The following is a 25,628-nucleotide window of genomic DNA, read 5'->3' as shown; positions in this document are numbered from 1 at the left end:
ACATGGCCAGTCTGCCCCGTACGGAACGCGCGTGTCAGAGCGAAGTCGGCGCGCTACAGTCGGGGAACTCGCCGCGCCGCACGAGGTCTCGTGGTCGGCGATCGCCCGGCAGCCGAAGGCGGTCGAGAGGGGACGGCTCATCCCCCGCTCCCGACGCGCGACCGCGTGGCTCAGGGCCGGGCTCCTCACCGATCTGGAACGCGCGCCTCCTCGAGGGTGACGTTCCGGAGCGCGTCGCCGAACTCAAGCGGGAGCTGCCGGGCAACCTTCTCTCGTACGGCTTCGGCGAGCCGGCCCACGGCCTGGCGCGCCATGGGCTGGTCGACGAGGTCAGGTTCTGGCTGCACCCGGTGGTCTGGGGCGAGGGGCTGCGCCCGATCGAGAACGGCAGGTCACCGGTCCGGATGCGCCTGATCGGCGCCCGACGTTCAGCTCCGGGGTCGTGCTGCTGTCGTACCAGCCTCTTGGCGGCTGAGCCCGCGTTCGACTGGCGTGGATGAGGGCCTTCTCGGTTTCATTCAGGTTGACATTTCTTCACGGCAACGGTTCTACTGATGACCGTGTCCACTGTCATGGAAACCACCGTGGCCCCTTCCACAACAGTCAACTCCCCGATCTGCGCCGCGCCATTCCGGACCCAGGTGGATTTCGCTCGTGTCGGCTCGATGACCGTGGCCCGGGTTCGCGGCGTTTTCCCGCGGACCTCGCGTGCGGTACACCGCGTCATCTCCGCCGAGCGCGACCGGTTCGCGGTGGTGCTGCACCGGAGCGGCACCGCGCAGGTGGCGCAGGACGACCGCCGCTTCCCGGCGAGGGCCGGCGACCTCGTCGCCCTCGACACCGGCAGGCCGTACGAGCTCTCGGTGGCCGGCGCCTGCGACGTCGTGGTGGTCGAACTGCCGCACGGCATGCTCGGCGCCAACGCCGACCTCGTCGGCCGCTCCGTCGCCACCCCGCAGCGGTGCGACCGTGGCGCGTGGGCGGTCCTCGCCGCCTTCCTGTCGAGCCTGGGTGATCGCATCAACGGGCTCACCGACATGCCGGACGTTCACCTGGCGGACGCCCTGGTCTCCCTGGTCGTCGCGGCCTTCGCGGAGCCGGCACCGGAATCGGCGGACGTCGGCGACGACCTGACCGACCGGATCCTCACCCACACCCTCGCGAACCTCGGTGACCCCACCCTGTCGGTGGACTCCGCCGCGCGTCACCACGGCATCTCCCCGCGCTACCTCCACCAGCTGTTCCGGCGGCGCGGCCTCACCTTCGCCGCCTGGGTCAGGCGCGAACGCCTCATCCGTATCCGCCGGGACCTCCTGGACCCCGCGCTCACCACCCGGACCACCGCGGTGATCGCCGCTCACTGGGGGATCCGCGACCACGGGCACCTCAGCCGGGCGCTGAAGAAGGAGTTCGGCCTGACCGCCGCCGAGTTGCGCCTCATGGCACGGGGCGAGCGACAGAACACCTGACCTAGCGGAGGCCCACGGAACCCAGACGGAACGGCGCACGGCGACCACCGAACCGCTGGACCGGCGCAGAACCAGCCGGCGTTCCCCGAGGTCCGCAGCTCCAGCAGCGGCACCGGCCGGGTCACCTGGGCCTGCTGGTCCGCCGCCGCGAACGCCCGGTGTCACCAGCACTCTTCCGTTACCGGGGCGGGTGTCCGTAACGGCCTGCTCTACGGTGAGGACTCCTTGCCCGCCGGCGTGAGGTAGCGGAAGCCGATCCAGGTGAACTCGTCCAGGTACCGGAAGTCGCCCCGGATGACGTCGTCGGGCAGCCGGGCGAGCCAGCGGAACCGTTTCTTGTCCTGCCGGCCGAAGCAGCCGGGGATGTGCGGCGTCCTCGTTCCGGCGTCGGCCGGGACGTCGTCGTCCAAACTGACGCCGAGCGCCTCCAGCGAGTCACTCGCCCGGTCCAGGACCCGGCGCGCCCGGGCGAGGTCGCCGACCGCCAGCAGGCCCCGGCCGAGCGCCCTGGTCGCGTGCGCCCGGCGCAGCGGCTCATCGTGCTTCGTGAACAGGGCCACGGCCCGCGTCGCGCACCGGACGACGGCGCTGCCGTAGCAGGCCGGGCAGATGCTGAGGTAGAGAGCGCCGAGGTCGAGCAGGGCCACGGCCTCGCCGTGATGGTCGTCCCGCTCCCGGGCCAGCCGGAGGGCGTGGCAGAGGTGCCAGATCCCGCAGGCGCCGTACAAAACCGGGTTCCAGCCCAACAGGACGAGCGCGAGGTTGATCCGGGCCCGCATCAGGCCTCCGGCGTCCTCAAGCTTCTCGAACACCTCGATGGCACGCACGAGCGACGCGGCCGCCTCCTCGTACTCCTCCCGCATCCGCAGCGCGTCGCCCAGCGCGCAGAGCGACTGGGCGGCGCCGAGCAGGTCGCCGGCGTCCGTGCAGATGCGCAGGTCGTTCCGGTGGCACTCCACGGCCTTCGCGTAGTCGCCGGTGCCCCAGTACACGAGACCGAGGTTGTGCCAGGCGTTTCCCTCCGCCGGGCGATCCGGGGCCAGGTCGAGGGCCCGCCGCAGTTGCCGCTCCGCCTCCTCGTACCGTCCGGCGACCCGGCAGGCGTTGCCGAGCGACAGCGCGGCCGGCGGAACGCGCTCGGGCTCCAGGTGCTCCGCGGCGTCGAGGGCCAGACGGGCACAGGCGATCCACTCGTCGGCGTGGCGGCGGAACTCCAGGTAGCGGGCGAGCCGGAGGGCCGGTTCGTACGCCCGGCGCCACAGCCCCGCCTCGTGGGCGGCCGTGACCGCGGCGGCGACGTTGCGGTGCTCGGCGTCGAGCCAGTCCAGCGCCTGAGCCCGGGAGGCGAACCGGTTGACATGGAAGAGACGGAGCGTTCCGGGGGCGGTGAACCGCCGGTCGGCGTCGGTGGTGGCGCCCTCGTAGTGCTCCAGCAGCCGGTCCAGCGCGTCGCGGTATCCCTCGGCGTCGGCGCGGGCGTGTTCGGTCGCGTAGAGGCGGACCAGGTCGTGCAGGTCCCACCGGCGACCCGGGCGTCCCTGGACCAGGTGGAGACGGGTCAGGCCGGCCAGGAGACGTTCGGCCTCCGGCGGCGTCCGGTCGAGCACCGCGGCGGCGGCCTCCGATCCGAAGTCCGGGCCGGGGACCGCGCCGAGCAGGTCGAAGGCCCGCCGCTGCTCGGCGCCGAGGCGCGCGTAGGAGAGGTCGAACGCCGCGCGGACGCCGAGGGGACGGCCCTGCTCGTCGACGTCGTCGTACCGCAGCCGGTCGAGCCGGTCGCGCGCCGCACCCAGCGCCGCGACCTCGTCGGCGAGCGGCCGGTGCGGGTCGTCGAGGAGCAGTGCCGCGACGATCCGCAGCGCGAGCGGCAGCCTCCCGCACAGCGCGGCGAGCCGCTCCGCGTCCCGCGGGCACGCCGTCACCCGGTCGTCGTCCGGAAGGGTGCTCCGCAGCGCCCGGTCGAGGAGGCGCACGGACTCCCCCGCGTCGAGCGGCGCCAGGCCGACCCGGTGCGCCGCGAGTGTGGACAGCGTGGTGCGCGACGTGATGATCACGTGGTGCGGCGGGTCCGGGAGCAGCGGCGCGACCTGGCCGGCGGACGCGGCGTTGTCCAGCACGATCAGCAGGGGCCGGTCCGCCGAGGCGGCGAGCGCCGTCCGCCACCGGCCGACGGGCTCGGGCGGGGTGCCGCCGGGGTCCGCCACACCGAGCATGCGCAGCAGGCGTTCCGCGGCGTCGCCGGCCTCCAGTGGCCCGCCCTGGCCGAAGCCCCCTAAGTCGAGGAAGAGAGTGCCGCCGGAGAAGCGCCCGGCCCGGTGCGCGGCGCGCACGGCCAGCGCGGTCTTGCCCACGCCGCCCATTCCGGTGACCACCGTGATCGCCTGGTCCGCGCCGTCCAGGCGCTCCGCGAGCTCCGCCAGGGCCGCGGCGCGGCCGGTGAAGCCCGCCGGGTCGGGCGGCAGCGTCATCGGAACCGGCCGTGGCGGCGGGCCGCCGGCGGCACGGACCGCCCTCGCCTTGCGGGGCCGGCCGCCGCGGTTCGCCCGCTTCTCCACGCGCGCCCGCGCGAGGGCGTTCTTCCACCCGTCGGGGAAGTGCGCCGAGGGATCGCCGCCGCGCTCGCGCACCTCCTCCCGGAGGTAACCCACGATGTGGGAGAAGGCGCGCTCGGATCGCTCGGAGGGGATGTTCGTGCCGGTCAGCCAGCCGTGGATGGTCGCGTCGCTGGTCGTGATGGGCGGCTTCTGGGCGCGGCAGTGGCGTACGAGACGGTCGAGCGTCGGGCGGCCCGCCGCATGGTGGAGCGACCTCAGCTCGGCGGAGAAACGCTCCACCGCACCGCCCGTACCCATCGGCTCCCCGCCTTGCCCGGAAAATCGGAAATCCGCCGCCCGACCAGGGTAGTCGGGGCCCGCGTACCTGACGCCGGATCGCCGGAAACGTCCCGGACAGGGCACTCATGGGATCCCGGCCGGGGCGTCCGCCCCGGCCCGTTCCCGGGAGGTCCTCGATGCACACACTGCTCCGTCACGTGTACGCGGCGGGCGGCGCCGCCGGCGTCCTCTACGCGCTGACGGTCGCCGTCACCGCCATCACCTCCGTCGCCGCCCCCACGCCGCGGCGCCGCAAGGACGCGCGGACGACGCTCCGGCTGCTCCTCCCCCGCGGCGACACGCGCCGGCGGGCCGCCCCGCCCCGTTGAGAAGGGTCCGGTCAGTCCCCCGGGAAGCGCAGCTCGGCGATCTGCAGGAAGCCGTCCGGCGTGCCCGGGGCGCGGCTCGTCAGGTCCAGCCGCACGCTCGTGGTGCGGACCGGGTCGAAGGTGATCGCGGTCGGCTGGTTCGAGCCGGTCGCCCACGTGATGCTCAGGTGCCGCACCGGAACGTACCGGCCGCCGCGCAGGTACGACACGGCCACCGACCCCGGCAGCGCGCGCCCGGCACCGACCGTGAAGTACGGCGTGACGCCGCCGAGCGTACGGGTCTTCGGCCAGGTCACCGACACCCACTCGCGCGGATGCGCCAGGCTGAACGCCGGCAGCAGCGCCGTGGCGTGCTTGTTGTAGTAGTTCGACCAGCCGCCCGAGGCCGTGTCGCCGTCGAGCATGGCGGCCGGCAGCGTGTCGGGCGCGCCGGAGTAGCTCGCGTCCGCGGTCACGGTCGCGGGAGGTGCCGGGGCGGCCCGCACCGGCACGGGTGCCGCGGCGGTCGCGCCGGGTGTTCCGCCGGTGGCGTGGATGACCGTGGACGCCGGGCGCAGGCCGGGGGCGGTGACCGTCACCGTGATCGGGCCCGGCTTGGTCCCCGACCGTACGATCGCCAGCGCCTTGCCGTTGAACGCCGAGCGCACCGGTGCCTTGTAGTTCTCCGCGCTCTCCTCCTCCCCGTTGTCCAGCCCGGCCAGCGAGCCGCCGGTCACGGTGAAGTGCAGCGAGTCGTCCGCACTCGGCACGGTCACGCCGTGCGCGTCGACGACGTCGGCGGTGACGTAGGACAGCGACCGGCCGTCCGCGGCGATCGTCCGGCGGTCCGGCGACAGGCGGACCGTGTGCGGCGCGCCCGCCGTCTTCAGCACGTCGGACGCCACGACCTTCCCGTTCCGGGTGGCGACCGCCTTCAGCGTGCCGGGCTCGAACGGGACGTCCCAGGTCAGGTGCAGCTTGCCCGCGCTGCCGTTCGGGCTGGTGTAGCTGCCCGGGTACGGCCCGGAGGTCACCGTCTTGTCGTCGTGGGTCGCCTCCGTCGTCTCCAGGTACGCCCGGCCGTCCGCGGTCGTCTTGTGGTCGAACCGGCGGACGCCCAGTGACCGGCCGTTCAGGAACAGCTCCACGGTGTCGGCGTTGGAGTACGCCCACACCTGCACGGGCTCGCCGCGCCGGTGGTCGGTCCAGTTCATCGGCAGCAGGTGGACCATGGGCTCGGTCGTCCACTGGCTGCGGAACAGGTAGTACATGTCCTTGGGGAAGCCGGCGGTGTCCACCGCCCCGAAGAAGGAGGCCTTGACCGGGAACACGTTGTACGGCGTGGGCTCGCCGATGTAGTCCATGCCCGACCACAGGAACTGCCCGGCGAACCAGCCGCGGTCGCGGTCCTTCTTCAGCCCGTACTCCCCGCTCATCGTCCACGAGGCGAGGTTGTTGTCATAGGAGGAGGTTCCGCGCTTGCCCGGGGTGTAGTTCTCGCCGGTGTTGAGCTGCTGCGGGTCCTGGTAGACGCCGCGTGTGGAGGTCTCCGAGGACGACTCGGACTCGAAGAAGAACTTGTCCGGATAGCGGGCGTGCAACGCGTCGATCGAGGCCGCGGTGTTGTAGTTGAGGCCGATGCCGTCGAGCATCCGCAGGATCTGGTCCTGGGCCGATCCGGGCGCCGGCACGCTGCGGTACTTGTCCGACCCCATGACGATCGGCCGCGTCGTGTCGACCGCGCGGACGTCGGCGATGAGCCGCCGCGCGATGGGCACGCCGACCGCGACGGAGGTCGAGTCGGGGATCTCGTTGCCGATCGACCACATCACGACGGCCGGGGAGTTCTTGGCCGCGTTCACCATCTCGGTGATGTCGGCGTCGCTGTTCGCGTCGAAGAACCGGCCGTAGTCGTACTTCACCTTCGGCGTGTGCCAGGTGTCGAACGCCTCGACCATCATCACGATGCCGAGTTCCTCGCAGACCCGCACCATGGCCGGCGAGGGCGGGTTGTGCGAGGTGCGGAAGGCGTTGACGCCCATGCTCTTCATGATCTTCATCTGCCGGTACAGGGCGTCCTCCGTGACGGCCGCTCCGAGCGCGCCCCCGTCGTGGTGCAGGTCGACGCCCTGTAGCTTCATCCGCTGCCCGTTGAGGGAGAAACCGCCGTCCGGGCTGAAGGTGGACCAGCGGACGCCGAAGCGGGTCGTGGTCGTGTCCACGGTCCGGCCCGCCACGACGACGTCGGTGCGCAGCGTGTAGAGGTACGGGTGGGCGGTGGACCAGAGGGTGGGGTGATCGACGCGCAGGTCCGCCGTCGCGGTCCCCGAGGTCACGCCGGAGGAGCCTCGCGCGACCGTACGGCCGCGGGCGTCCCGTACGGTGGCGACGACCCGCGTGTCCGCGGTCGCGCCGGCGACGTCCGTACGGGCGTGGACGTCCGCGTAGCCCGCCTTCACGGTCTTCGCCAGGTCCGGCGTGGTGACGAAGACGCCGTGCCGCTGGACGTGGACCGGCGCGGTGACCGTGAGGTGGACGTCGCGGTAGATGCCACTGCCGGAGTACCAGCGGCTGCTGGGGAGCTGGTTGCGCACCTCGACCGCGAGCACGTTCGGCGTCTTGCCGTCGGTGTGCGCGAGCTCGGTCAGGTCCACGTCGAACCCGGTGTAGCCGTACGGGTGGGCGCCGACCTGCCGACCGTTGAAGTAGATGACCGAGTCCATGTAGACGCCGTCGAACTCGGCGGAGATCTTCCGGCCGGCCATCGAGGACGGCAGCGTGAAGGTCTTGCGGTACCAGCCGAGCCCGCCCTGCAGGAAGCCGGTGCCGCTGTTCGTGCCGCCGTCCGGCGTCGGGTCGCGCTCGATGCTCCAGTCGTGCGGGAGGTTCACCCGGCGCCACGAGGAGTCGTCGTAGCCCGGATCGGCGGCGTGCGCGTAGGCGCCGGTGGGATCGGTGACGCCTTCGGGGTTGACGAGGGCGAACCGCCAGTCCTGGTCGAAGTCCACGCTCCGTCCGGTGTCGGCCACGTGTTCGGCCGCGGCGGACCTCGGAGGCGGCGCGGCAGCCTGTGCCCTGGTGGGAAGGGCGGCGAGGACGAGCGACACGGCCACGAGCAGCCGGGCGGCGGTGCCGGCACGGAAGTTTCCGGACATCGGTGCCCTCTCAGCGACAGAAGGCGCCTCTGTTCGAGATCCCGAACAGAGGATCGCTTTGCGGACCCTTGACGATCTATAGGTCAGGACGATCAGTCAAGAGCCGGGGCCGAGGGTGGCCGCCGGGCGCCACCGCGCGGCCCCGGCATCGGGCCGTACCGCGGACCGGAAGTGCCTCAGGCGGTCTGCCCCTGAATCGTCGCCGGGCGCTTGGCGCGGCGGAACAGCTCACGCGGTGTCCGGCCGCCGCTGAAGCACCACAGGGCGATGACCGGGTCGCAGATGGCGCAGCCCAGGGACGAGCCGTGGTCGAACGGGAGGATGGGGTGGCCATTGAGGTGGTGGACGATGTCCCAGGCGGTGTGCAGCAGCCAGCCGATCCCGATGAACGTCCACGAGTCCAGGCCACGGTAGGCGACGTAGACGAGCACCGCGGCGAACGCCAGCTCCCAGACGCCCATACCGCCGCCACTGAGGTACGTCGCGCCGGCTCCGGCGATCATGAGCGCGTTGACGCGCCGGCGGTGTGGTTCGTGGATGAGGGACATCAGCAGTGCGTAGGCGGCGCCGATGCCGATCGGCGCGATGTACTGCAGGTACTCCATGTGTCATTTCCGATGCGGTGAGGATTCAGGACGGCGCCGGGTTCGCGCCGCCGAGTTGCACATGGAACGTCAAGGTACGCAGACGGCGCGGCGGCTCCCAGTGGCTCGAGTGCCAGATCCCACCGGAAAATCGCCAACGTCCGCGCCGGAGGCAGGGACCCCTGCGCTGCTGCCGATCCACGGCGGGCCGTTCGACCGCCACCCGACCGCGCGGCCGATCATTCGGTGCGGGGCGGGCGCCGCGGGTCGTAAAAATTCACGTCCTCAGCCGAGAGGAATTCGGTGGCGCCTATTTCCTGGACCAGCGCCAGCTCCGACTCATACAACGGATAAAGTTGAACAAGATTGATGGTGCCGTTCGGGAGTTCTATATGGGAGACCTCTCGATCCAGGCTGGTGACCAGAAAGAGGAGCACGGCCGACATCTCGGACTCCTCCGGGCTTATTGGGGCACCGAGGTCGAACATGTCGCCGGCACTGTAGGGCTTCTCACCTCGCCATGCGGTTGCGACATACCCCGCGGCGAGCACCCAATCGATTTTGTCGGACTCCATGGCGATGAACAGCTCCGGGCTGCCGAACTTCCAGTCCGGGTGCGACACCAGCGAGAGGCCATAGGTGAAGCCCGAGATCGTGTTGTCGCCGAACTGTTCACGGTAGGTGAAGGTGAAAACCGGCGGCTCGACGTCGCCAGGAGAAACGAGGTGAGTTTCCGGTTCCTCCCCCGCCCACTCGTTCAACCGGTCGAGATAGATCCTCATCGAGGACTCGCTCGCCACCACGACTAACGCCTCTTTTTCTTCTGGGCTTGCTCGCGTAGCCTATCGGCATCCGCTTGCGCCTGCTCGGCCCTCTTTCTCATCTGCTCCTTTGCGCTCTTACCCCATTGCCCTGCGATCCTCTTCGTCAAATCGTCCGCCTTCTTCTGCGCCTGAAGAGCCCGCTTCTCCTGCGAGGTCTGATCGGAGGCGTTTTGCACCGTATCTTGCCACTGGCGACGCGCAAAGACATCCGGGACATCGCTCGAATGGATCTTTACTCCGGTTTTCTCGTCATAAGTACTTCCGTCGGCATATATTCGCTGGCCATCGATGGTGACGGACCCGTCCCGATGCTTCTTGACGCGCTGAAGCCGCTTGCTGGTACCGCCGGCACTTCTGTCCTCGTGCCGATGCCCCCTGTTCTGGTTCCTATCTTCCCACTGGTACATACTCGAATCCTGCACAATCGAATTGAGCTGTTCCTGGGTCAAGCCCATTCGTTTTGCTTCGTCCCTGACCCTCCGCCACTCATCTCCTGGCTTGTGGCCGATGTCCGCTCTTCCTTGTGGAATGGGTTTACCCGTATTCGCGTCGAGCAGATTGCCTTGCGAGTCGCGATTCTCGAGGATTCCCCTGATGGTCTTGTCGCGGAGACTCGGCCGGTGAAGAGTCCCGCCGGAATCTCTCCACTGCTGCTCGACCGCTTGTTCGATATCCCTTTGTTCCGCACTGGTCAGCGGCCGCCCGCGCATGTTCTGGGCGTCCCGGACTGCCTTCTGTTTCGCCTTTTCTTTGCGATCCGCAGCCGGTACCGCGTGTTCGTGTCGGTCGGAATCACGCCGCTGCTCCTCGGCCATCTGGTCGATGGCCCGGTGGGTGACCTCTGTGCTCGGCAGGGTTCCCAGCTTGTCCGCTGCCGCCCGGTGGAGGGCGTCGGAGGGCCGTTCGAACGCATGCCGGCCGTCCATGTGGTCGTTGAGGTGTGCGGCGAGCTTGGACAGGCCCTCGATGTCGTGCGGAGTCGGGCTTCGGTCAAGGGTCTGGCGGGCGACCTCGTGTAGGACGTCCGCATGCGGCAGCCTCCCATGGGGAGACGTGTCGGCGATATCGGCGAGATGGTGCAGCCCCTGCAGGTCCTCGCCCCGGAAGGAGTAGTCCGGCGCGGTCTCGTAGAGGCGGCGGGCCGCGTCGCTCAACGCCTCGGTGTAGCGCAGGTGATCGGCGGTCCGCGCCTCATCGCCGAACAGCGTGTGCATCCGGTCGAGCAGCATGGCGTGCTCGACCGGGTCGCGGCCTTCGGCCGGGAAAACCGGCCGGCCGTCTCCGTCGACTCGATCACGCAGTTCCCGGACGTGGTCGGGCAGGTCCAGCGCGCGGTCCGATCGACCGGGCCGAGTCGAATGCTCGGCCGGCACCGGCAGGCCGGCGTCTCCATGGATGCTCGGTCCGTCCGGCGCGGCGCGGTCGGCGAAGGCGTTCAGTTCGGCCAGATGGCGATCGCGCAGGCCGACGATGCCGGGGACGGAGTTGCCGTTGTGGTCCACGACCAGTGCGTGGTCGCTCCAGTAGAGCTCACCGCTGCCCATCGCGCTCGCATCGCGTCTCACCTCCGACGCGGTCAGCCGGCCGGGTTCGGCGTACTCATCGTGCAGATCGAAGTGGTGGCCCAGCTCGTGGGCGGTCACGACAGGGTCCATGTCGGCGTACCAGGTGAGCATGTCGGGCCGCTCGCCCTCGTACGCGCCGTTTCCCGGATGCAGCTGAACGGCGCCGTCGGCTGCGGACCGCGATGGTACGTCGTCGAAGACCACACGGACATGGAGCTGGGAACCATCGGGAAGCCGGTGCTGGTGGTTGTAGTAGAGGTCGACGGCATCGAGGATGTTCGACTTGGCCCGCACGACGTCGTGGGGCGCCATCGCCTCGTCGGCCTGGAGACGTACTTTGACGGTGAACTCGGTGACGGTCCTTTCGGTACCGTCCGGGGCGGTCAGGCCGAGCCGTCGTGCCTCGACGGTGGAGGCGTTCTCGAACGGATAACGCTCACGGGCGACCGGTGCCGCGGTGGCGGAATCGCGAAGATGCGCCCACTGGGAGGCGCGCAGCGCCTCTCCCTCGGTAAGCGTGTTCGCGTGCTCTCCGCGGAGTGCGGCGAGCGCCCGCTCGCCGTGCGCGGGGATCAGGGGCGGCCGGGTGTCGGGGTTCAGGTCGGTGCTGCGGGTCCCGTTCACCTCGCGCGGCGTCGGCCGGTCGACGACGGTGCGCGCCTCCGGAGACGGGCCCGAGGCGGCCGGATGATCCGCCGGCGTCGCGACGGCGGTGTCCTGTCGGCCGCCGGACGAGACGGCGTGGTCTCCACCCGTGATGTCGGCGTGTGACGCCGATGGGCCCGGCCCGTGGTCGACCGGGGTGACCGCGGCCGGGACGGGCTCCGGCCGCTGCCCGGCCGGCTGCGCCGTGCCGCGTCCGGAATCCTGAGCGGACGCGACGTCGGTGGTCGCGGTCCCCAGACTCCGGCCGGGTGCCTGTGGTCCGTGCGACTGATCCGGGTGAGCGGCGGACAGGGCTTCTCCGGGCCGTCCAGGCTGGGGATCACGCCGGCTGGACGCGTCGTGGCCGACGTCGGCACCGCCGGGCTCGGCCGGGACCTCCGGCGGCCGCCCGCCCGCGGAACGAGGTCCGGTGAGGGGGTCCGCGGCCGCGCCACCTCTGGGCGAGGACGTCGACGGCTCGCGGTTGAGGATGTCGGTGATGCTGGGCCGGTTCGATGGTGGTGCGGACTGCCGGGCCGGGCCGGCGGCACCGGCCGTCGCGTCGCCGGCGGCACCGGCCGTCGCGTCACCGGCGTGCCTGCCGGGGGCGGCGATGATCGAGGGGGCTTCGCCTGCCGGGCCGGCGGCCGTGGTGGAGTTCTTGGCGGCCGCGTTGTCCGTGCCGTGCGGTGCGGTGACGGCATCGGCGCCGGTGTGGGCGGCGTTCTGGGCCGGGGCGCTGGCGAGTTGGCTGTCACCTGCCCGGGCGGCGGGCGGCGCGCCGCTCCCGGACGGATCGTTGTGGGGGGTGTTCCCGCCTGGATTCGGTTGGGGCGCCGGGTTGCCGCCTTCGCCTCCCTCACCGGCGGGTGGAGGGGTGTGGGGGGAGGTTCCGGAAGTGGGGGCGCCGTCGTGGGCGCTTCCTGCGGGCGGGAGTGAATCAGCGTGTTCACTGGCCCAGGTGTGCAATCGGTAGGCGTTACTGATCTGCTCGGCGGAATGCCGGCCCGAGGGTCTGGCGGCTTCGATACCGGCCATGCCGAATCCGAACTGAGCGGCCTGGCCGACATCGACGTGCTGATCGACAATGGCTTGGGCGACGATGTTCCCAACGGTTCCCGTGGTACCGGCGAAGGCGAATCTCGATGCCGCGCCTTTGAGACCACCGGATTCCATCCAGGACGACAGCGCAGTGGTAAGCCGGCCGCTCCCTCTGGCGACCGCCGCGCCTCCAACACCCATGACCCCGCCGGCGATCGCGCCCTCGCCCATGGCTTTACCGAGCTCGGCGAAGTTCCAACCTTTCTGCGCGCCCTCGTGGATATGGGCATACTGCCCGATGGCGTCCAGGGAGCCGCCGTATCCCGCCCCCATCAGTGCGGCCTTGGCAGCAGCTCGTATGAACGCGTTAAGCTCGCTTCCGGCCGATTCGGTGGCCGCGAGCGCCGCTCCCTCCGCCGCGGGACCGGTGAACCACGAAATCACCCATGCTGCGACCCAGGTCGCCGCCATGAACTCGAAAGACAGCTTGAACTGCAGCCGGGCGGCCTTCTCCTGCTTGATCAGCGCGTCAACCGAATCTCCCAGCGCCTTGGACTCGGACGCCAGCCACAGCAGGCCTCCCTCTTCTCCGCCTCCCCGCAGTGCCGCCGCGAACGACGCGAACTTCTGCGCGGTCTCACCCGAATTGTTCGCCGTCACCGTATGCGCGTGGCCGGCCACCTCGTCGGCGACCGAACTGATCGAGTCCGCGGTGGCGTAGAACGCATCCCGCATCGACGCCAGGCCCGACAGACTGCCATCCGGCCACTGACAGCCGCCCACCAACTCCTGCAACAGCTTCGAGAGGAAATCAAAGAGCTGAAACGGAGGGACCGGATCGGATTTCACCAAAGTCTGCGACACCGGAGGCAAGTAGTATGGGTTCACCGCCGCGAGCGCGTCTTTGTCCGCCCCTTTCGGCAAGGCCGACCCGACCGTGCTCGCTTCGTCGGCCACCGCATAGTTACGGCCCGACAGCTTCAGCAAGCCGCCGGTGGCCCGCAGCAGGTTCACCATGTCGGCGAGGTCGTTCAGGAAGGCGTCCCGTGACTTACCGAAACCCGGCGTCTTGTCATCGCCGTTGAAGAACATCCGTCCGATCTCGTCCTTGGACGAACCCCAGCAGGCGCCGGCATCGGCCAGCTGGGAACACAACGTGTCGGTCGCGGTCGCCAGCGTGTTCGACGCCTCGGCAATTCCGTGCCCCGAAGCCACCCATGTATGAGGAACCGCCACATATCCCGGAGCCACCGGTCACTCCAGCCCGACGTTCGGCATGCTCGACGCATCCGGCATGAACACGGCGACATCGTCCTCACCATCGAGCAGCCGCGCACCCAGCTCCCCCGGCAGGAAATCGGCCGCGATCCTCCTCGCCCGCTCCGCCGCCTCCCGTGACGCCTCCTCGATCAGCTGCATGGTCGTGCGAGCGAGCTGATTCGGGTTCATCCGGCTGTACGCCTGCGCTTTGAACCGGATATCCCGGACCTCGCCCCTCGGCCCCACCTCGACGGCCACCGCGCCATCTCGAGTACGGGCGGTGGCGGTCACGGCACGGACATCCCGCTGCATTTGACGCAGCTCATCCAGCCGTTTCCCATAGTCCGCCGCGACGTCCCGCGACGATGCCTCGGTTGTTTCGTCCATACGACAGCTCCGACTCCCCCGACGACGCCAGGTGCCGAGGACAGACGGCGATGGGACCGGCAGGCCACCGGACAGAAATGATGAGGACCTAGCGCGAACACCATGGATGGCGGACATCCCCCGACCGCGAACACCGTGCTGTCACCCGGTAGAAAGCACCTTATCGGCCATCCACCGATAATTGATCATGGGGTGAAATATCCGCCTTTGGGTGTTTTGCAAGCGCCCGGCTAGCGATCGCGCGCCCATGTCACCACGCCCTGCTCACCGGCGACGTTGAGGCGGCCGTCAAGGAACGCCGCCGCCTGGGGAGTCTGCGGGACACCGGTCTGATCGATGAGCTCACCCGCGGGAAGCCGCCACAGCCGTACGGTGCCGTCCGCGGCGGCGACCGCGAGATCGTTCCCGTCGAAGCACAGTGCTCTGACCGGCCCCTCGTCTCCCGGGAGCTGCGCGACCTGCGCTCCGGTAGCGGCATCCCAGACCCGTACCAAGCCGTCATAGCCCGCCGAGGCGAGCCACCCGTCGCCGAACGCGAGCGCATAGACCGGATACATATGGCCGTGGATCGCGAGCAACGGGCGGCCCGTGGCGGCGTCCCATGTGCGCACCACCCGGTCGTAGCCAGCGGAGGCGATCACGGTGCGGCCGCCGACGCGACCGGTCACCACGGCCGCGACACCCGCGGTGTGGCCGAGCAACCGGGCCACCGGCGCACCCGACAGGGCCCGCCAGGTACGCACGACGGCGTCGGCTCCACCGGAGACAAGAAGATCGTCGGCGAACGCCAGCGACAGGACCGGTGCGGTATGCGGGGTCGGAACCCGCGACTCGTCGCCGCTGTCGGGATCATGGACGCGCAGCGTGCCGTTGTCCGTACCGGAGACAAGGCCTCCGGGCCCGAAGGCCACCGCCGTGATCGCCCCGTCGGACGGGGGGATCGTACGGGTGAGCGTCCCATCGCTCCAGACGCGTAGCGAACCGTCCTTGAACCCGGCCGCGACGGTCCACCGGCCGCTCCTGGTGGTCGTGGCCACGCAGGCCGGGACCGACTCCGACGCCAGTGTCGCCAGCGGAGCACCGCCCACCGCGTCCCACAGCCGCACCGTGCCGTCCGTCCCGCTGGTCACGGCGGCCGTTCCGTCCGCGGTCCGGACGAACCCGATACCGGTGAGCCAACCGCTCTCCGCCGGCCGGCCGGCCATCGGCTCGCCGGTGACGGCGTCCCACGTACGTACCGTCCCGTCGAGCGAGCAGGACCCGACCACCTGGCGGTCGCCGATGACGGTCAACGCGACGCCGGTGACGCTGTCGGTGTGTCCCGCCAGCTCATGGAGTTGCCGCCCGTCGGATGGATCCCACAGCCGTACGACGCGGTCCGCCCCGCCGGTCGCCACGAGGCCAGGACCCGGTGCACCGGTCATGGCGACGGCGTTGACCCAGCCGGTGTGGCCGCGCAGCGTGCGGACACTCTCACCGTCGGCGGCGTCCCAGATGCGGACGGCACCATCGTCGGAACCCGCGCAGATGAGATCACGACGGGCGACGCGGGCATGGCAGACACTCGTCAGCCCGCCGTCCACGACAGAGACGGCGCCCGCTTCGGCAGCGGTTCCATCCGCCCACGCGCGTACCTGGCCGTCCACGCCCACCGACAGCACGACCAGATGCTCCGCGGCCTCGCCGGCCGCCACCCCGGTCACCGGCCCCCGGTGACCGGCTCTGGAGTGCACCAGCTCGCCCGTACGCGCATCCCACACCCTGATCAGATGATCATCACCCGCCACGGCGAGCAGGTCACGCCCTCCGGCGGTGCCGAGAGCGACGGACCGACACTTCGTCCGGCTGATGACGGGAACACCCACCGGCTCATGACCGGGCAGCGAGGAGACCTTGATCTCGTCCGCGGCGACGACGTAGGCCGGCCGCCCGGAAACGGTACCGAACGCCGCCGCACCGGAGGCGGCGTTCACCGCCTCGGACGGCTCGGTCTCGCCGCACCAGTGCGCCACCTGGGGCAGCGCGTCGGCCGTGGACCGTACGGCTCCGGCGCTCACCTGGCGTACCAGGGCGTCGAGGATCCGGAAGACCTCGCCGAGCGCCGGGGCGGCGACGTCGTCGTTCCAGGCGAACACCAGTTCCCCGGCCGGGGGGACGGTCAGCTCCCGGCGCGCGGCGCCCGGGGGGACCGGCGCCGGCTCGATCTCCGGAAAGCCGGACCGGTCCAGCGCGTCGAGCAGCCGGGACCACACCGCCCGTTCGAGCCGCGCGGTCCACACCCGTAGCCTCCTGGCGTCACGATGGTCCAGCCGCGCGCCGCCGTCCGGCCGGACGGTGAGCTCGAAACGCCCCAGCGGATCACCGGGAGCGCCCGAACGGTAACCGATCTGATCGGCGCCTGCCATGGCCATGCGGTTCGCCCTTCCCCCGGTCAGTCACCCACAAAGATCTTCAGTGCACCGCGAGGTCAGTATCGCGGCGAACGGATGCCGCCGCACACCGTGGGTCGCCCGTGCCGGTGTCGTCCACGCAGACGCGGGCCTACGAGTGGCTTCTCAGGCGTCCTCGCCGCGCAGCAGGCGCTGCAGGAACGCCTCGTCCTCCGGGCTCAGCGACGACACGAACCTCGCCAGCACGCCCGCGTGATCATGACGGCGGCTCAGCAGGTCGGTCATCGCCCGGGCGGTGTGGGAGGCCTCGTCGACGGTGGGAAGGTAGGCGTACCCCTTCTTCACCGGGCGGCGGGAGACCAGCCCCTTCCGGTACATCCGCGCCAGGGTGGACATCACGGTCGTGTACGCGAGCCGGTCGTCGAGCCGGCCCCGCACCTCCGCGGGCGTCATCGCCCGCCCGCCCGTCCAGAGCACGGCCAGCACCTCGTCCTCGAGCATTCCGGGCTGACGCCGGACGCCATCGCGGGTGGACCGCTCGGCGGAAGGCTCGGGCGCGGGGGGCTCAGCACTCATTCCGCCGAGAGTACTCTCCGGTAGTACTACCGTGATAGTCGTCGCCGTTTCCCGACCGGACCTGACCTGCCCCGATACCGCCCGCCTTCGGCCAGATCGGGGCAGATCGCCCCATCAGCCGACCCGGTGGCGCGGACGGGCGGCGGCCGGTGGTGAAGCGCACGGGCAGGGCGCGGTGGAACGGACCGGGCCGCCAGGTCGCCTCGCCGCCCCGGAACGCCGGCGCGCCCTCGGTCGGCATGCTCTGGGAGAACCCGGGCGGTGAGACGGATGGCCGGCTCAGCGGCGGAACGGGCACCGGAATCACTACGATCGGTTGGTCATGTGACGTACGCGTTCCTGCGGCGGGGACGCGAAGACGGGCGGATCGAGTGACGGAACGCACCGCGGACGGCTGGCGCGACGGCTACGTCCCGGCCGAGCTCAGCGGCCTCATCGGCCGCCGGCAGCTGCTCTCCTCGGTGAAGGCGCGGCTGTCCGACCCACGTGTCCGGCTGCTGTCGCTGACCGGGGCCGGCGGCACGGGCAAGACCCGGCTCGCGATGCGGCTGGCGAACGAGGCCCGCCGCGCCCAGCCCGACGGCGTGTGGTGGGTCGACCTCGCCTCCCACACCGACCCGGCCTCGGCCGGCCGGGTCATCCTGGACGCCCTGCCCGTCGACGACGTGTCGGCGCGGGAGCCCGGCGACGTCCTGGTCGCGGCGCTGAGCAGGCGGGCGGCCCTGCTCGTGCTCGACAACTGCGAGCACCTCATCCGCACGCTCGCGCCCCTGGTGGTCCGCCTCCTGCGCGACTGCCCCGAGCTCCGGATCATCGCGACCAGCAGGGTGCCGCTCCGCTGTGAGGGCGAGCACGTGATCGACGTGCCGCCGCTCACCGTCCCGGCGGACCCCGAGCGCGCCGTGGTGACCGAGTACGAGGCGGTACGCCTGTTCGAGGCGCGGGCCTCCGCGGCGCGCGCGGACTTCGCGATCACGCCGCGGAACGCGGCCGACGTCGCCCGCCTGGTGGCGATGCTGGACGGCATCCCGCTCGCCATCGAGCTCGCGGCGCCGCTGGTCCGGGTGATGTCCGTCGCGGAGATCGTGTCGATGCTGTCGGGGTTCCGGCTGCGGACGCTCTCAAAGGACATGAGCGCCCCGGCCCGGCACCGCACCCTCTGGGACAGCTTCGAGTGGAGCTACCAGCTCTGCTCGCCGGCCGAGCGGCTGCTGTGGGCCCGGCTGGCGGTGTTCGCGGGCGGCTTCACCATGGAGGCGGCGATGGCCGTCGCCGCCGACGGCGAGCTCGAGGCCGTCCAGGTGCCGGCGGTCCTCGGCGAACTGGCCGCCAAGAGCATCGTCGTCGCCGACACCGACTCGATTCCGACCCGGTACTCCATGCTCGCGACCGTACGGGAGTACGGACTGGCCCGCCTCGGCTCGCGCACCGGGGACCTGCCGGACCCGGAGGGCAGGCCCGCGCCGCCGTCCGGCGACGAGACGGTCGCACACCGCCGGCTCAGCGCCTACTTACTCGACCGCGCCGAGTGGTACAGCCGGCACTGGTACGGGCCCGACGAGGCACGCTACCTGGGAGAGGCGCGCCAGGACCTGCCGAACCACCGTGCCGTCCTGGACCGGTGCGCCGCCGCGACGACGCTGGAGGAGGCCGAGGTCGGCGCGCGGCTCGCCTCCGCGCTGACCGCCCTTCGGCTGTGGTTCTTCGGCGGCACGCTGGGCGAGGGCATGCGGGCCCTGTCGCGGGCCGAGGAGGCCCTGGCCGGAAACGCCGCGGCCGCCCCGCTCCGGCTGACGGTGCTCGCGCAGGCGGGCTGGATCGCGCTGTGCCTGGGCGACGAGGTCAACGCCGAGACCCTGCTGCGCCGGTGCGGCGCGCTGGCACCCGCGGTGTCCGGAGGAGACGAGGCGGCGTTCGCGCTCGCCGCCCACCGTTTCCTCACCGCCTCGACCGACCTGTTCGTCCACGGCGACCCCGCGGCGCTCACGCTGTGGGCCGCCGTACGCGACGAGCTGGCCGCGATGAACGACACCCGCCTGCTGCCCATGGCCGAGATGTTCCACGCCATCGCGGCCGCCTTCACCGCGCCGGCGCCGGACGCGTTCGCCATCGCCGACCGGCACCTGGCCGACACCCGCGCCCGGGGCGCGACCTGGGCGGCCTCCTGGGCCCAGTGGGCCCGTGCCGTCGCCGAGCTCCGCCACGGTGACCCGCCGGCCGCCGCCGCGATGTTCCGGTCCGTGCTGCGCACCCAGTGGGACATCGGCGACCGCTGGGGGTCGATCTGGGGCGTGGAGTCGCTCGCGTGGTGCGCGGTGGCCCGCGGGCGCCACGAGGAGGCGGCCGTGCTGCTGGGCGCCTCGCGGAACATGCAGCAGGCGCTCGGCGTGGCCATCCACCGGCTGCGTCCCTGGCTGGAGGCGCACACCGCCTGCGTCGAGCAGGCGCGGCTCGCCCTCGGCGACGCGGCGTACGACGAGGCCGAGGGGCACGGCGTGGAGATGGAGTTCGGCGCCGCGGTCGACCTGGCGCTGGGCCAGCCGTCCACGCCCCGGTCCGGCGCCCCTTCCCGGCAGCGGTCGGCGAACCGGCTGCTCAGCGACAAACAGCGCGCCGTGGCCGAGCTGATCGCCGAGGGGAAGACGGACAAGCAGATCGCCTCGGTGCTGTTCCTCAGTCCCCGTACCGTCCAGTCGCACGTGAGCGCCATCCTGCGCCGACTGGGGTTCACGGGCCGGGCGGAGATCGCGGCATGGGTGGTCGAGCAGCAGGGCGGCACGGCCTCGCGCCCGTGACGGCCCGGCCGCCCCAGGGCCCGGCTCGAAGCTCCGCCGTCCTCCTGCGCGGCGCTCGCTACGGGCGGCGACGTCGAGACAGGGTCTACCGTACGGCGAGCCGGCGGTATTCGGGCAGGGTGATGTTGCCCGCCTTGGCGAACTGCTTGGCGATCAGCGGCCGCATCGGCCAGCGGGTCATCCAGCGCATCGAGGCGGCCCGCATGCGGATGGCCAGGGTGCTGGACGGCGCGAAGCCGGAGGCGCCGCCCGGGGGCAGCTTCTGCGCCTCGGTGACGTACGGGCGCATGATCTCGTCGTAGCGCGCGAACGCGGCCCGGTGGTCGCCGGTCGCCGCGAGTTCGCCCGCCAGCACGTACGCGCCGACCAGGGCCAGGCTGGTGCCCAGCCCGGTGAGCGGCGTCGGGCAGTAACCGGCGTCGCCGAGGAGCGCCACGCGCCCGCGCGACCAGCCGTCCAGGTGCACCTGTCCCATCGGCTCGAAGAAGAAGTCCGGCGCGGTCTCCATCCCGCGCAGCAGCCGCGGCACCTCCCAGCCCGTGACGCCGGCGAAGCGGCTCGCCACCAGGTCCCGCTGTGCGCCGAGGTCGCTCCGGTCGTAGGCGAGCGGCGGGGACCGGAAGGCGAGGGCGGCCTTGACCTCCCCGGGGAGCCGGCCCGGCCGCGCGGACGCCACGCGCCCGCCCGGCGCGTTGAACATGCGGTACCAGCCACCGAGGTCCATGCCCTCGTTGATCGTGAACCAGGCGTTGTAGAGGTTCAGCGGGCGGACGCAGTCCGCCTCGGAGCCGAAGGCCAGCGCACGCACCACGGAGTGCATGCCGTCCGCGCCGACGACCAGCCCGAACCGACGCGAGGGCGCCTTCTCGAACATCACGGTGACGCCGTCGTCGTCCTGGTCGAGGCCGGTGATCGTGTCGTCGAAGACGTACTCGGTGTCCGGCAGTGTCGCCTCGTACAGAACGCGGGCCAGGTCGCCGCGGAGGATCTCGATCTCGGAGATGATCCCCTCGCCGCCGAAGGCGTCGGCCGACATGGTCCCCTTGACCCGGCCCTTGGCATCGACCATCGCAATGCCGTCCTGCTCGACGGCCGCCGCACGCGCCTGGTCCATCAGTCCCATGCGGATGATCACCTCGCGGCCGGCGCCGCGCAGGTCCACGGTCTGCCCGCCCGGGCGGGGGGCGGGGGCGCGCTCCACGACCGTGACCGTGAAGCCCGCCGCGCGTAGCCAGTACGCCACTGCCGCTCCGGCGATCCCGGCGCCGGAAACGAGTATCTCGGTGTTTCGCATGACCGGAATGTACGGCGTACATATGCTGCACTGCAAGCGAGTTGAACAGCCATATCTTATTTGGTGCACTAGTACACAAGAGGCGCCGTGCACCCGGGGAGAAGGCGGTCACGGACATCGGCGCAGCGTGGCGGCTAGGGTGGCGGCGCCGCGAGGTGCACTAGTGCGGAGGTGGTTCGGTGGAACAGAGCTCGACGGAACAGAGCCCGGGAGAACAGAGAGCGTCGCGTTCCGGCCGGATCGTGGCGGAACTGCGGCAGCGGATCGCGACGGGTGAGCTGGCGCCGGGCGACCGGGTGCCCTCCACCCGGGAGATCACCCGGCGGTGGGGCGTCGCGATGGCGACCGCCACGAAGGTGCTCACGCAGCTTCGTCACGAGGGCCTGGTCCGCGCGGTGCCGGGAGTCGGCACGGTGGTGGCGACCGACGCGGGCCCCGCGCCACGGCCCACCGCGCGGCCGAGCGGGCCGCGGCCACGCCGGCGGGGCGGGGACGAGGAGGCGACGTCGGACCGGATCGTCGCGACCGCGATCGCCGTCGCCGACGCGGAGGGGCTGGCCGCGGTCTCGATGCGCCGGGTCGCCGCCGAACTCGGCATGGCGACGATGTCGCTGTACCGGCACGTCGCGGGAAAGGAGGACCTGCTCGCGCAGATGATGGACGCGGCCTTCTCCGAGCGGCCGCTCCCCGACGATCCGCCGGAGGGCTGGCGTGCCCGGCTGGAGGTCGCCGCCCGGACGCTGTGGGCGATGTTCCGCCGTCACCCCTGGCTCGCGCCCGCCCTCTCGGCCACCCGGCCGCAGCCGATCCCCAACGGCATCCCGTTCACCGAATGGGTGCTCGGCTCGCTGGACGGCCTCCTCGACCTGCAGACGACCCTCACCGCCCACATCGCGCTGTTCAACTACGTGCGGGGCCACGCGATCAACATCGAGTCCGAGGCGGAGGCGGAGGCTCTCAGCGGCATGGACGCCGAGGAGTGGATGGACACCCAGGAGCCGGAGCTGTGGAAGATCTTCGCCACCGGCCGGTTTCCGATCTTCGAGCGGCTCGCCACGGAGGGGTATGACTTCGACCTCGACGACGTCTTCGACTTCGGCCTGCAGCGTTTCCTGGACGGCATCGCCGCCTTGGTCGGCGAGGCGCCGGGCGCGGTCAGCGGTGGAGCTCGATGAGCTCGACGAGGCTCTCGACGTCGACGTGGACGAGCGCGGCCGCCGCCGACCGGTAGTAGCCCTGCCCGAGACCCGGAGTCCCCGGGCCGAGGAGCACCCGGCGCCACGAGACGCGGATCCACTGTTGCGGGCCATGACCCCGATCGAGACGGATCACCTCGACGCGCCGCCCGTACCGATCGACCATGACACTCACCGTGACAGCGTATGTGACCTGCGCGAATGCCGGTCACCGGCGACCAGGCACCGGTCGCCGCACCCGGTGCCCGGGCGCGGCGCCGCTGGGCGCGTAGCAGGCATACCGTCACACGGTGGACAATGGGCGTTCTCTCAGCGCACCGACCCCAGCGCACCGACCGCTTCCCGGAGGCGACCATGCCGGATTCCCGACCACTACGGCCGGACGATCCGGAGCGGCTCGGCGACTACCGGCTGATCGGGCTGCTCGGTGAGGGCGGCCAGGGCGTCGTCTATCTCGGCGAGCGGATCGACGACACCAAGCCGTCCGAGACCGCGTCCTCCGACGCTGAGACGGCCGACGGCGAGGACGGGACGGCACGCCCGGAACGGTTCGCGATCAAGTTGCTGCGAACCCACCTGAGCGGTGACGAGCGGGCGCGGCGCTACTTCGCCCGCGAGCTCGCCGCCGCACAGCGGATCGACCCCTCGTTCACGGCCCACATCGTCGAGGCCGATGTCGAGGGCCGCACCCCGTACATCGTCAGCGAGTACGTCGACGGCCGCCCGCTGTCGGACATCGTGCGGGAGCGGGGCCCGCTGTCCGGGGCCGAGCTGCACGACCTCGCGATCGGCACGCTGCGCGCGCTCGCCGCCATCCACCAGGCCAACGTCGTGCACCGCGACTTCAAGCCGAGCAACGTGCTGCTCGGCGCCGGCCGGCCACGCGTGATCGACTTCGGGATCGCCCGTGCTCTCGACTCGACGATGTCGATGACGAGCGGCATCGTGGGCACGCCCGCGTACATGGCGCCCGAGCAGTTGAACGGGCACCGGCTCACGCCGGCGGCGGACGTGTTCGCGTGGGGCGCGACCATGGTCTTCGCCGCCACCGGCAGGTCGCCGTTCGGGCACGACTCGATCCCGGCGACGATGAACCGGATCCTCAGCGGCGACCCGGACATCGGCACCATCGCGAGCCCGCTGCGCGAGCTGGTCTGGTACTGCATGTACAAGGACCCGGCGCACCGGCCCACCGTGGCCCAGCTCCTGACCGACCTCGGCGAGACCACCGCGGCACCGGGCGTTCCGAGCCCGGCGCCGGCGCCCGCGCCGCAGCCGGCCGTCCTGCCCGCGCCGGCCTCACCGTGGGGCGCCGGGCCCGGCCAGTGGGAGAGCGGCTGGCAGAGCCTTCCCCCCGACGCGCCGCCGCCGTCACAGTCTCCGTGGGGCGCTCCGCCGCGGGACACGACGCCGCCCCCACGCGTACGGAAGAACCGTCGCTGGGTTCCGGCGGTCGCCGCGTCCGCCGGCGTCGCGCTGGTGGCCGCCGCATCGGTCGCCGTCGTACGGCTCGTCCACGACGGCGAGCACCCCGATCCGGGCCCGACGGACAAGGCCGTTGCCGCGCCGGCCGCCGACGCGGCGCTCACCAAGGTGGTCAACCCCTCGACCGCCAAGGGCGGCACGCTGAAGCTGGCGCAGGCCGATGACTTCGACTCGCTCGACCCCGCCGATATGTACTTCGCCGGCTCGTGGAACATCAGCCGCCTGTACGCGCGGTCGCTCCTCACCTACCGGGCCGGAGCCGGCGCGGCGGCGCTGCGCCCGGTGCCCGACCTGGCGAGCGGGCCCGGCCAGTCCAGCGACGACCTGAAAACCTGGACGTACAAGCTGCGTACCGGGGTGAAGTTCGACGACGGAACGCCGGTCACGGCCAAGGACGTGCGGTACGCCGTCGCACGGACGTTCGCGACGGAGGTGCACTACCTCGGCCCGACGTACTTCCACCAGATGCTCGACGCCGGATCGTACGCCGGGCCGTACAAGGACCACGACCTAGACGACTTCCACGGCGTCACCACCCCCGACGACCAGACGGTGGTCTTCCACCTGAAGAAGCCGTTCGCCGACTTCGACTCCCTGGCCGCCCTGCCGCAGACGGCGCCGGTACCGGCGGCCAAGGACGACGGCGCGCAGTACAAGAACCATCCGGCCTCCACCGGGCCGTACAAGCTCGAGTCGTACTCGCCGGGGAAGTCGCTGTCGCTGGTCCGAAACCCGGCGTGGAGCCCCGACGGCATCCGCACGCAGCTGCCGGACCGGGTCGAGGTCCAGTTCGGCCTGGCCGCGGACGCCGTCGACCAGCAACTCCTGGGCGGGCAGGCAGAGCTGAACCCGAACGGCGTGGGACTGTCGGACGCCGCCCGGGTCAAGGCGCTCGCCGACCCGAGCCTCACGAAGAACACCGACTCGCTGACCAGCGGATACCTGCGTTACATCGCGCTGTCGACCAAGGTCGCGCCGTTCGACAACGTGCACTGCCGGCGCGCCGTGCAGTACGCGGTGGACCGTGCGGCGGCGCAGACGGCGGACGGTGGCCCGCAGGGCGCCGAGATCGCGACGAACCTGGCGCCGCCGGTTCTCGTGGGGCGCCAGAAGTTCGACCAGTACCCGGCGAGTACCGACAAGGCGCGGCAGGAGCTGGCGGCGTGCGGCAAGCCGTCGGGGTTCAGCACGACGATGGCGATCAGGCAGGACCGGCCGAAGGACATGGCGGTCGCGGAGACGGTCCAGAGGGCGCTCCAGCGGTCCGGCATCTCCGTCAAGATCAAGCCGTACGACGCCGCCCGCTTCTACACCGAGTACGCGGGCAAGCCGTCGTACGTGCACGAAAACGACCTCGGCATGATCCTGTCGGTCTGGGGCCCGGACTTCCCGACCGCGACCGGCTTCTTCCCGCTGCTCGTCGACGGCCGGCAGATCCTCCCGACCGGCAACAACAACCTGGCCGAGCTCAACGACTCCACGGTCAACGGGCTGCTCGACCAGGCGGACCAGGCCAAGGACCAGAAGACGCGTGAGGGCCTGACCGCGCGGATCGACCAGGCGGTGATGGCCACGGGCGCGATCGTGCCGCTCGTGTACGACAAGGTGGTCCTCTACCGCGGCACTCGGCTGACCAACGCCGCGGTCAGCCCGGTGTACGTCGGGTACGACCTGGCCACCGCCGGCGTCGGCTGAACGCGCCGCGCCGCGCCGACCGGGCCGGGATGCTCCTATGGATGTCAAGCCGCTGAAGGCGTGAGGTCGGTTGAGGCCGGCGGGCA

At 71.3% G+C, this 25,628-nt stretch carries 16 protein-coding genes; 6 read left to right on the top strand and 10 right to left on the bottom strand.

Features of this window, described 5'->3' with window-relative positions:
- The first annotated feature begins 2 nt into the window (after positions 1 to 2).
- Positions 3 to 500, top strand: a complete 498-nt coding sequence (locus ABEA10_RS51340; RefSeq protein ID WP_425550989.1) for a dihydrofolate reductase family protein — start codon at positions 3 to 5, stop codon at positions 498 to 500.
- A gap of 54 nt (positions 501 to 554) precedes the next feature.
- Complete coding sequence (locus tag ABEA10_RS33050) at positions 555 to 1,469, top strand: AraC-like ligand-binding domain-containing protein (RefSeq protein ID WP_345470654.1); 915 nt, start codon at positions 555 to 557, stop codon at positions 1,467 to 1,469.
- Between the two features lie 209 nt (positions 1,470 to 1,678).
- Here the strand turns inward: ABEA10_RS33050 and ABEA10_RS33045 are convergent, their stop codons facing one another.
- Positions 1,679 to 4,321, bottom strand: a complete 2,643-nt coding sequence (locus ABEA10_RS33045) for an ATP-binding protein (RefSeq protein WP_345470652.1) — start codon at positions 4,319 to 4,321, stop codon at positions 1,679 to 1,681.
- Positions 4,322 to 4,479: 158 nt separating this feature from the next.
- Between ABEA10_RS33045 and ABEA10_RS33040 the strand changes: the two genes are divergently transcribed.
- A complete protein-coding gene (locus tag ABEA10_RS33040; RefSeq protein WP_345470650.1) occupies positions 4,480 to 4,671 on the top strand; it encodes a hypothetical protein in 192 nt (63 codons plus the stop codon).
- Between the two features lie 11 nt (positions 4,672 to 4,682).
- On the opposite strand, the gene ABEA10_RS33035 is transcribed toward ABEA10_RS33040, so the two are convergent.
- The 7 genes from ABEA10_RS33035 to ABEA10_RS33005 form a co-directional block, all read right to left on the bottom strand.
- Complete coding sequence (locus tag ABEA10_RS33035; RefSeq protein ID WP_345470648.1) at positions 4,683 to 7,805, bottom strand: glycoside hydrolase family 2 TIM barrel-domain containing protein; 3,123 nt, start codon at positions 7,803 to 7,805, stop codon at positions 4,683 to 4,685.
- Between the two features lie 176 nt (positions 7,806 to 7,981).
- On the bottom strand, positions 7,982 to 8,410 hold the full coding sequence (locus ABEA10_RS33030; protein WP_345470646.1) for a DUF6010 family protein: 429 nt from the start codon (positions 8,408 to 8,410) through the stop codon (positions 7,982 to 7,984).
- 218 nt (positions 8,411 to 8,628) lie between these two features.
- Positions 8,629 to 9,171, bottom strand: coding sequence for a suppressor of fused domain protein (locus ABEA10_RS33025; RefSeq protein ID WP_345470644.1), 543 nt, complete (start codon positions 9,169 to 9,171; stop codon positions 8,629 to 8,631).
- 23 nt (positions 9,172 to 9,194) lie between these two features.
- Entirely contained in the window at positions 9,195 to 13,679 is a 4,485-nt protein-coding gene (locus tag ABEA10_RS33020; RefSeq protein ID WP_345470642.1) for a GH-E family nuclease, read from the bottom strand.
- A 39-nt stretch (positions 13,680 to 13,718) separates the two neighbouring features.
- Positions 13,719 to 14,111, bottom strand: a complete 393-nt coding sequence (locus tag ABEA10_RS33015; protein ID WP_345470640.1) for a YbaB/EbfC family nucleoid-associated protein — start codon at positions 14,109 to 14,111, stop codon at positions 13,719 to 13,721.
- Positions 14,112 to 14,341: 230 nt separating this feature from the next.
- Positions 14,342 to 16,522 (bottom strand): WD40 repeat domain-containing protein, encoded by a 2,181-nt coding sequence (locus ABEA10_RS33010; protein ID WP_345470638.1) that lies wholly within the window; start codon positions 16,520 to 16,522, stop codon positions 14,342 to 14,344.
- A 144-nt stretch (positions 16,523 to 16,666) separates the two neighbouring features.
- Positions 16,667 to 17,077 (bottom strand): BlaI/MecI/CopY family transcriptional regulator, encoded by a 411-nt coding sequence (locus tag ABEA10_RS33005; protein WP_345470636.1) that lies wholly within the window; start codon positions 17,075 to 17,077, stop codon positions 16,667 to 16,669.
- 371 nt (positions 17,078 to 17,448) lie between these two features.
- Here ABEA10_RS33005 and ABEA10_RS33000 point away from each other — a divergent pair, with 371 nt between their 5' ends.
- Positions 17,449 to 19,872 carry a LuxR C-terminal-related transcriptional regulator gene (locus ABEA10_RS33000; RefSeq protein WP_345470634.1) on the top strand — a complete coding sequence of 808 codons (2,424 nt, stop codon included), beginning with the start codon at positions 17,449 to 17,451 and terminating at the stop codon, positions 19,870 to 19,872.
- Positions 19,873 to 19,957: 85 nt separating this feature from the next.
- Here ABEA10_RS33000 and ABEA10_RS32995 read toward each other — a convergent pair whose 3' ends face one another.
- On the bottom strand, positions 19,958 to 21,166 hold the full coding sequence (locus tag ABEA10_RS32995) for an FAD-dependent monooxygenase (protein WP_345470632.1): 1,209 nt from the start codon (positions 21,164 to 21,166) through the stop codon (positions 19,958 to 19,960).
- Positions 21,167 to 21,345: 179 nt separating this feature from the next.
- On the opposite strand from ABEA10_RS32995, the gene ABEA10_RS32990 reads away from it, so the two are divergent.
- On the top strand, positions 21,346 to 22,341 hold the full coding sequence (locus ABEA10_RS32990; protein WP_345470630.1) for a TetR/AcrR family transcriptional regulator C-terminal domain-containing protein: 996 nt from the start codon (positions 21,346 to 21,348) through the stop codon (positions 22,339 to 22,341).
- On the opposite strand, the gene ABEA10_RS32985 is transcribed toward ABEA10_RS32990, so the two are convergent.
- The gene (locus ABEA10_RS32985) at positions 22,322 to 22,537 is read right to left on the bottom strand and encodes a hypothetical protein (protein WP_345470627.1); all 216 of its coding nucleotides are present in this window, start codon (positions 22,535 to 22,537) and stop codon (positions 22,322 to 22,324) included. The genes ABEA10_RS32990 and ABEA10_RS32985 overlap by 20 nt on opposite strands.
- Before the next feature lie 179 nt (positions 22,538 to 22,716).
- Between ABEA10_RS32985 and ABEA10_RS32980 the strand changes: the two genes are divergently transcribed.
- The gene (locus ABEA10_RS32980; RefSeq protein ID WP_345470624.1) at positions 22,717 to 25,542 is read left to right on the top strand and encodes an ABC transporter substrate-binding protein; all 2,826 of its coding nucleotides are present in this window, start codon (positions 22,717 to 22,719) and stop codon (positions 25,540 to 25,542) included.
- The last annotated feature ends 86 nt before the right edge of the window (positions 25,543 to 25,628 follow it).

This window comes from Actinoallomurus oryzae (assembly GCF_039541955.1).
Taxonomy (GTDB): Bacteria; Actinomycetota; Actinomycetes; order Streptosporangiales; family Streptosporangiaceae; genus Actinoallomurus; species Actinoallomurus oryzae.
The sequence above is the reverse complement of the archived record's forward strand: the minus strand, read 5'-3'. Positions and strand labels throughout refer to the sequence as shown.

What these genes read in the sequence shown, in the direction of transcription:
- ABEA10_RS51340 (WP_425550989.1), top strand. Translation starts at nt 3, where the DNA reads ATGGCCAGTCTGCCCCGTACGGAACGCGCGTGTCAGAGCGAAGTCGGC.
- ABEA10_RS33050 (WP_345470654.1), top strand. Translation starts at nt 555, where the DNA reads ATGACCGTGTCCACTGTCATGGAAACCACCGTGGCCCCTTCCACAACA.
- ABEA10_RS33045 (WP_345470652.1), bottom strand. Translation starts at nt 4,321, where the DNA reads ATGGGTACGGGCGGTGCGGTGGAGCGTTTCTCCGCCGAGCTGAGGTCG.
- ABEA10_RS33040 (WP_345470650.1), top strand. Translation starts at nt 4,480, where the DNA reads ATGCACACACTGCTCCGTCACGTGTACGCGGCGGGCGGCGCCGCCGGC.
- ABEA10_RS33035 (WP_345470648.1), bottom strand. Translation starts at nt 7,805, where the DNA reads ATGTCCGGAAACTTCCGTGCCGGCACCGCCGCCCGGCTGCTCGTGGCC.
- ABEA10_RS33030 (WP_345470646.1), bottom strand. Translation starts at nt 8,410, where the DNA reads ATGGAGTACCTGCAGTACATCGCGCCGATCGGCATCGGCGCCGCCTAC.
- ABEA10_RS33025 (WP_345470644.1), bottom strand. Translation starts at nt 9,171, where the DNA reads ATGAGGATCTATCTCGACCGGTTGAACGAGTGGGCGGGGGAGGAACCG.
- ABEA10_RS33015 (WP_345470640.1), bottom strand. Translation starts at nt 14,111, where the DNA reads ATGGACGAAACAACCGAGGCATCGTCGCGGGACGTCGCGGCGGACTAT.
- ABEA10_RS33010 (WP_345470638.1), bottom strand. Translation starts at nt 16,522, where the DNA reads ATGGCCATGGCAGGCGCCGATCAGATCGGTTACCGTTCGGGCGCTCCC.
- ABEA10_RS33005 (WP_345470636.1), bottom strand. Translation starts at nt 17,077, where the DNA reads ATGAGTGCTGAGCCCCCCGCGCCCGAGCCTTCCGCCGAGCGGTCCACC.
- ABEA10_RS32995 (WP_345470632.1), bottom strand. Translation starts at nt 21,166, where the DNA reads ATGCGAAACACCGAGATACTCGTTTCCGGCGCCGGGATCGCCGGAGCG.
- ABEA10_RS32980 (WP_345470624.1), top strand. Translation starts at nt 22,717, where the DNA reads ATGCCGGATTCCCGACCACTACGGCCGGACGATCCGGAGCGGCTCGGC.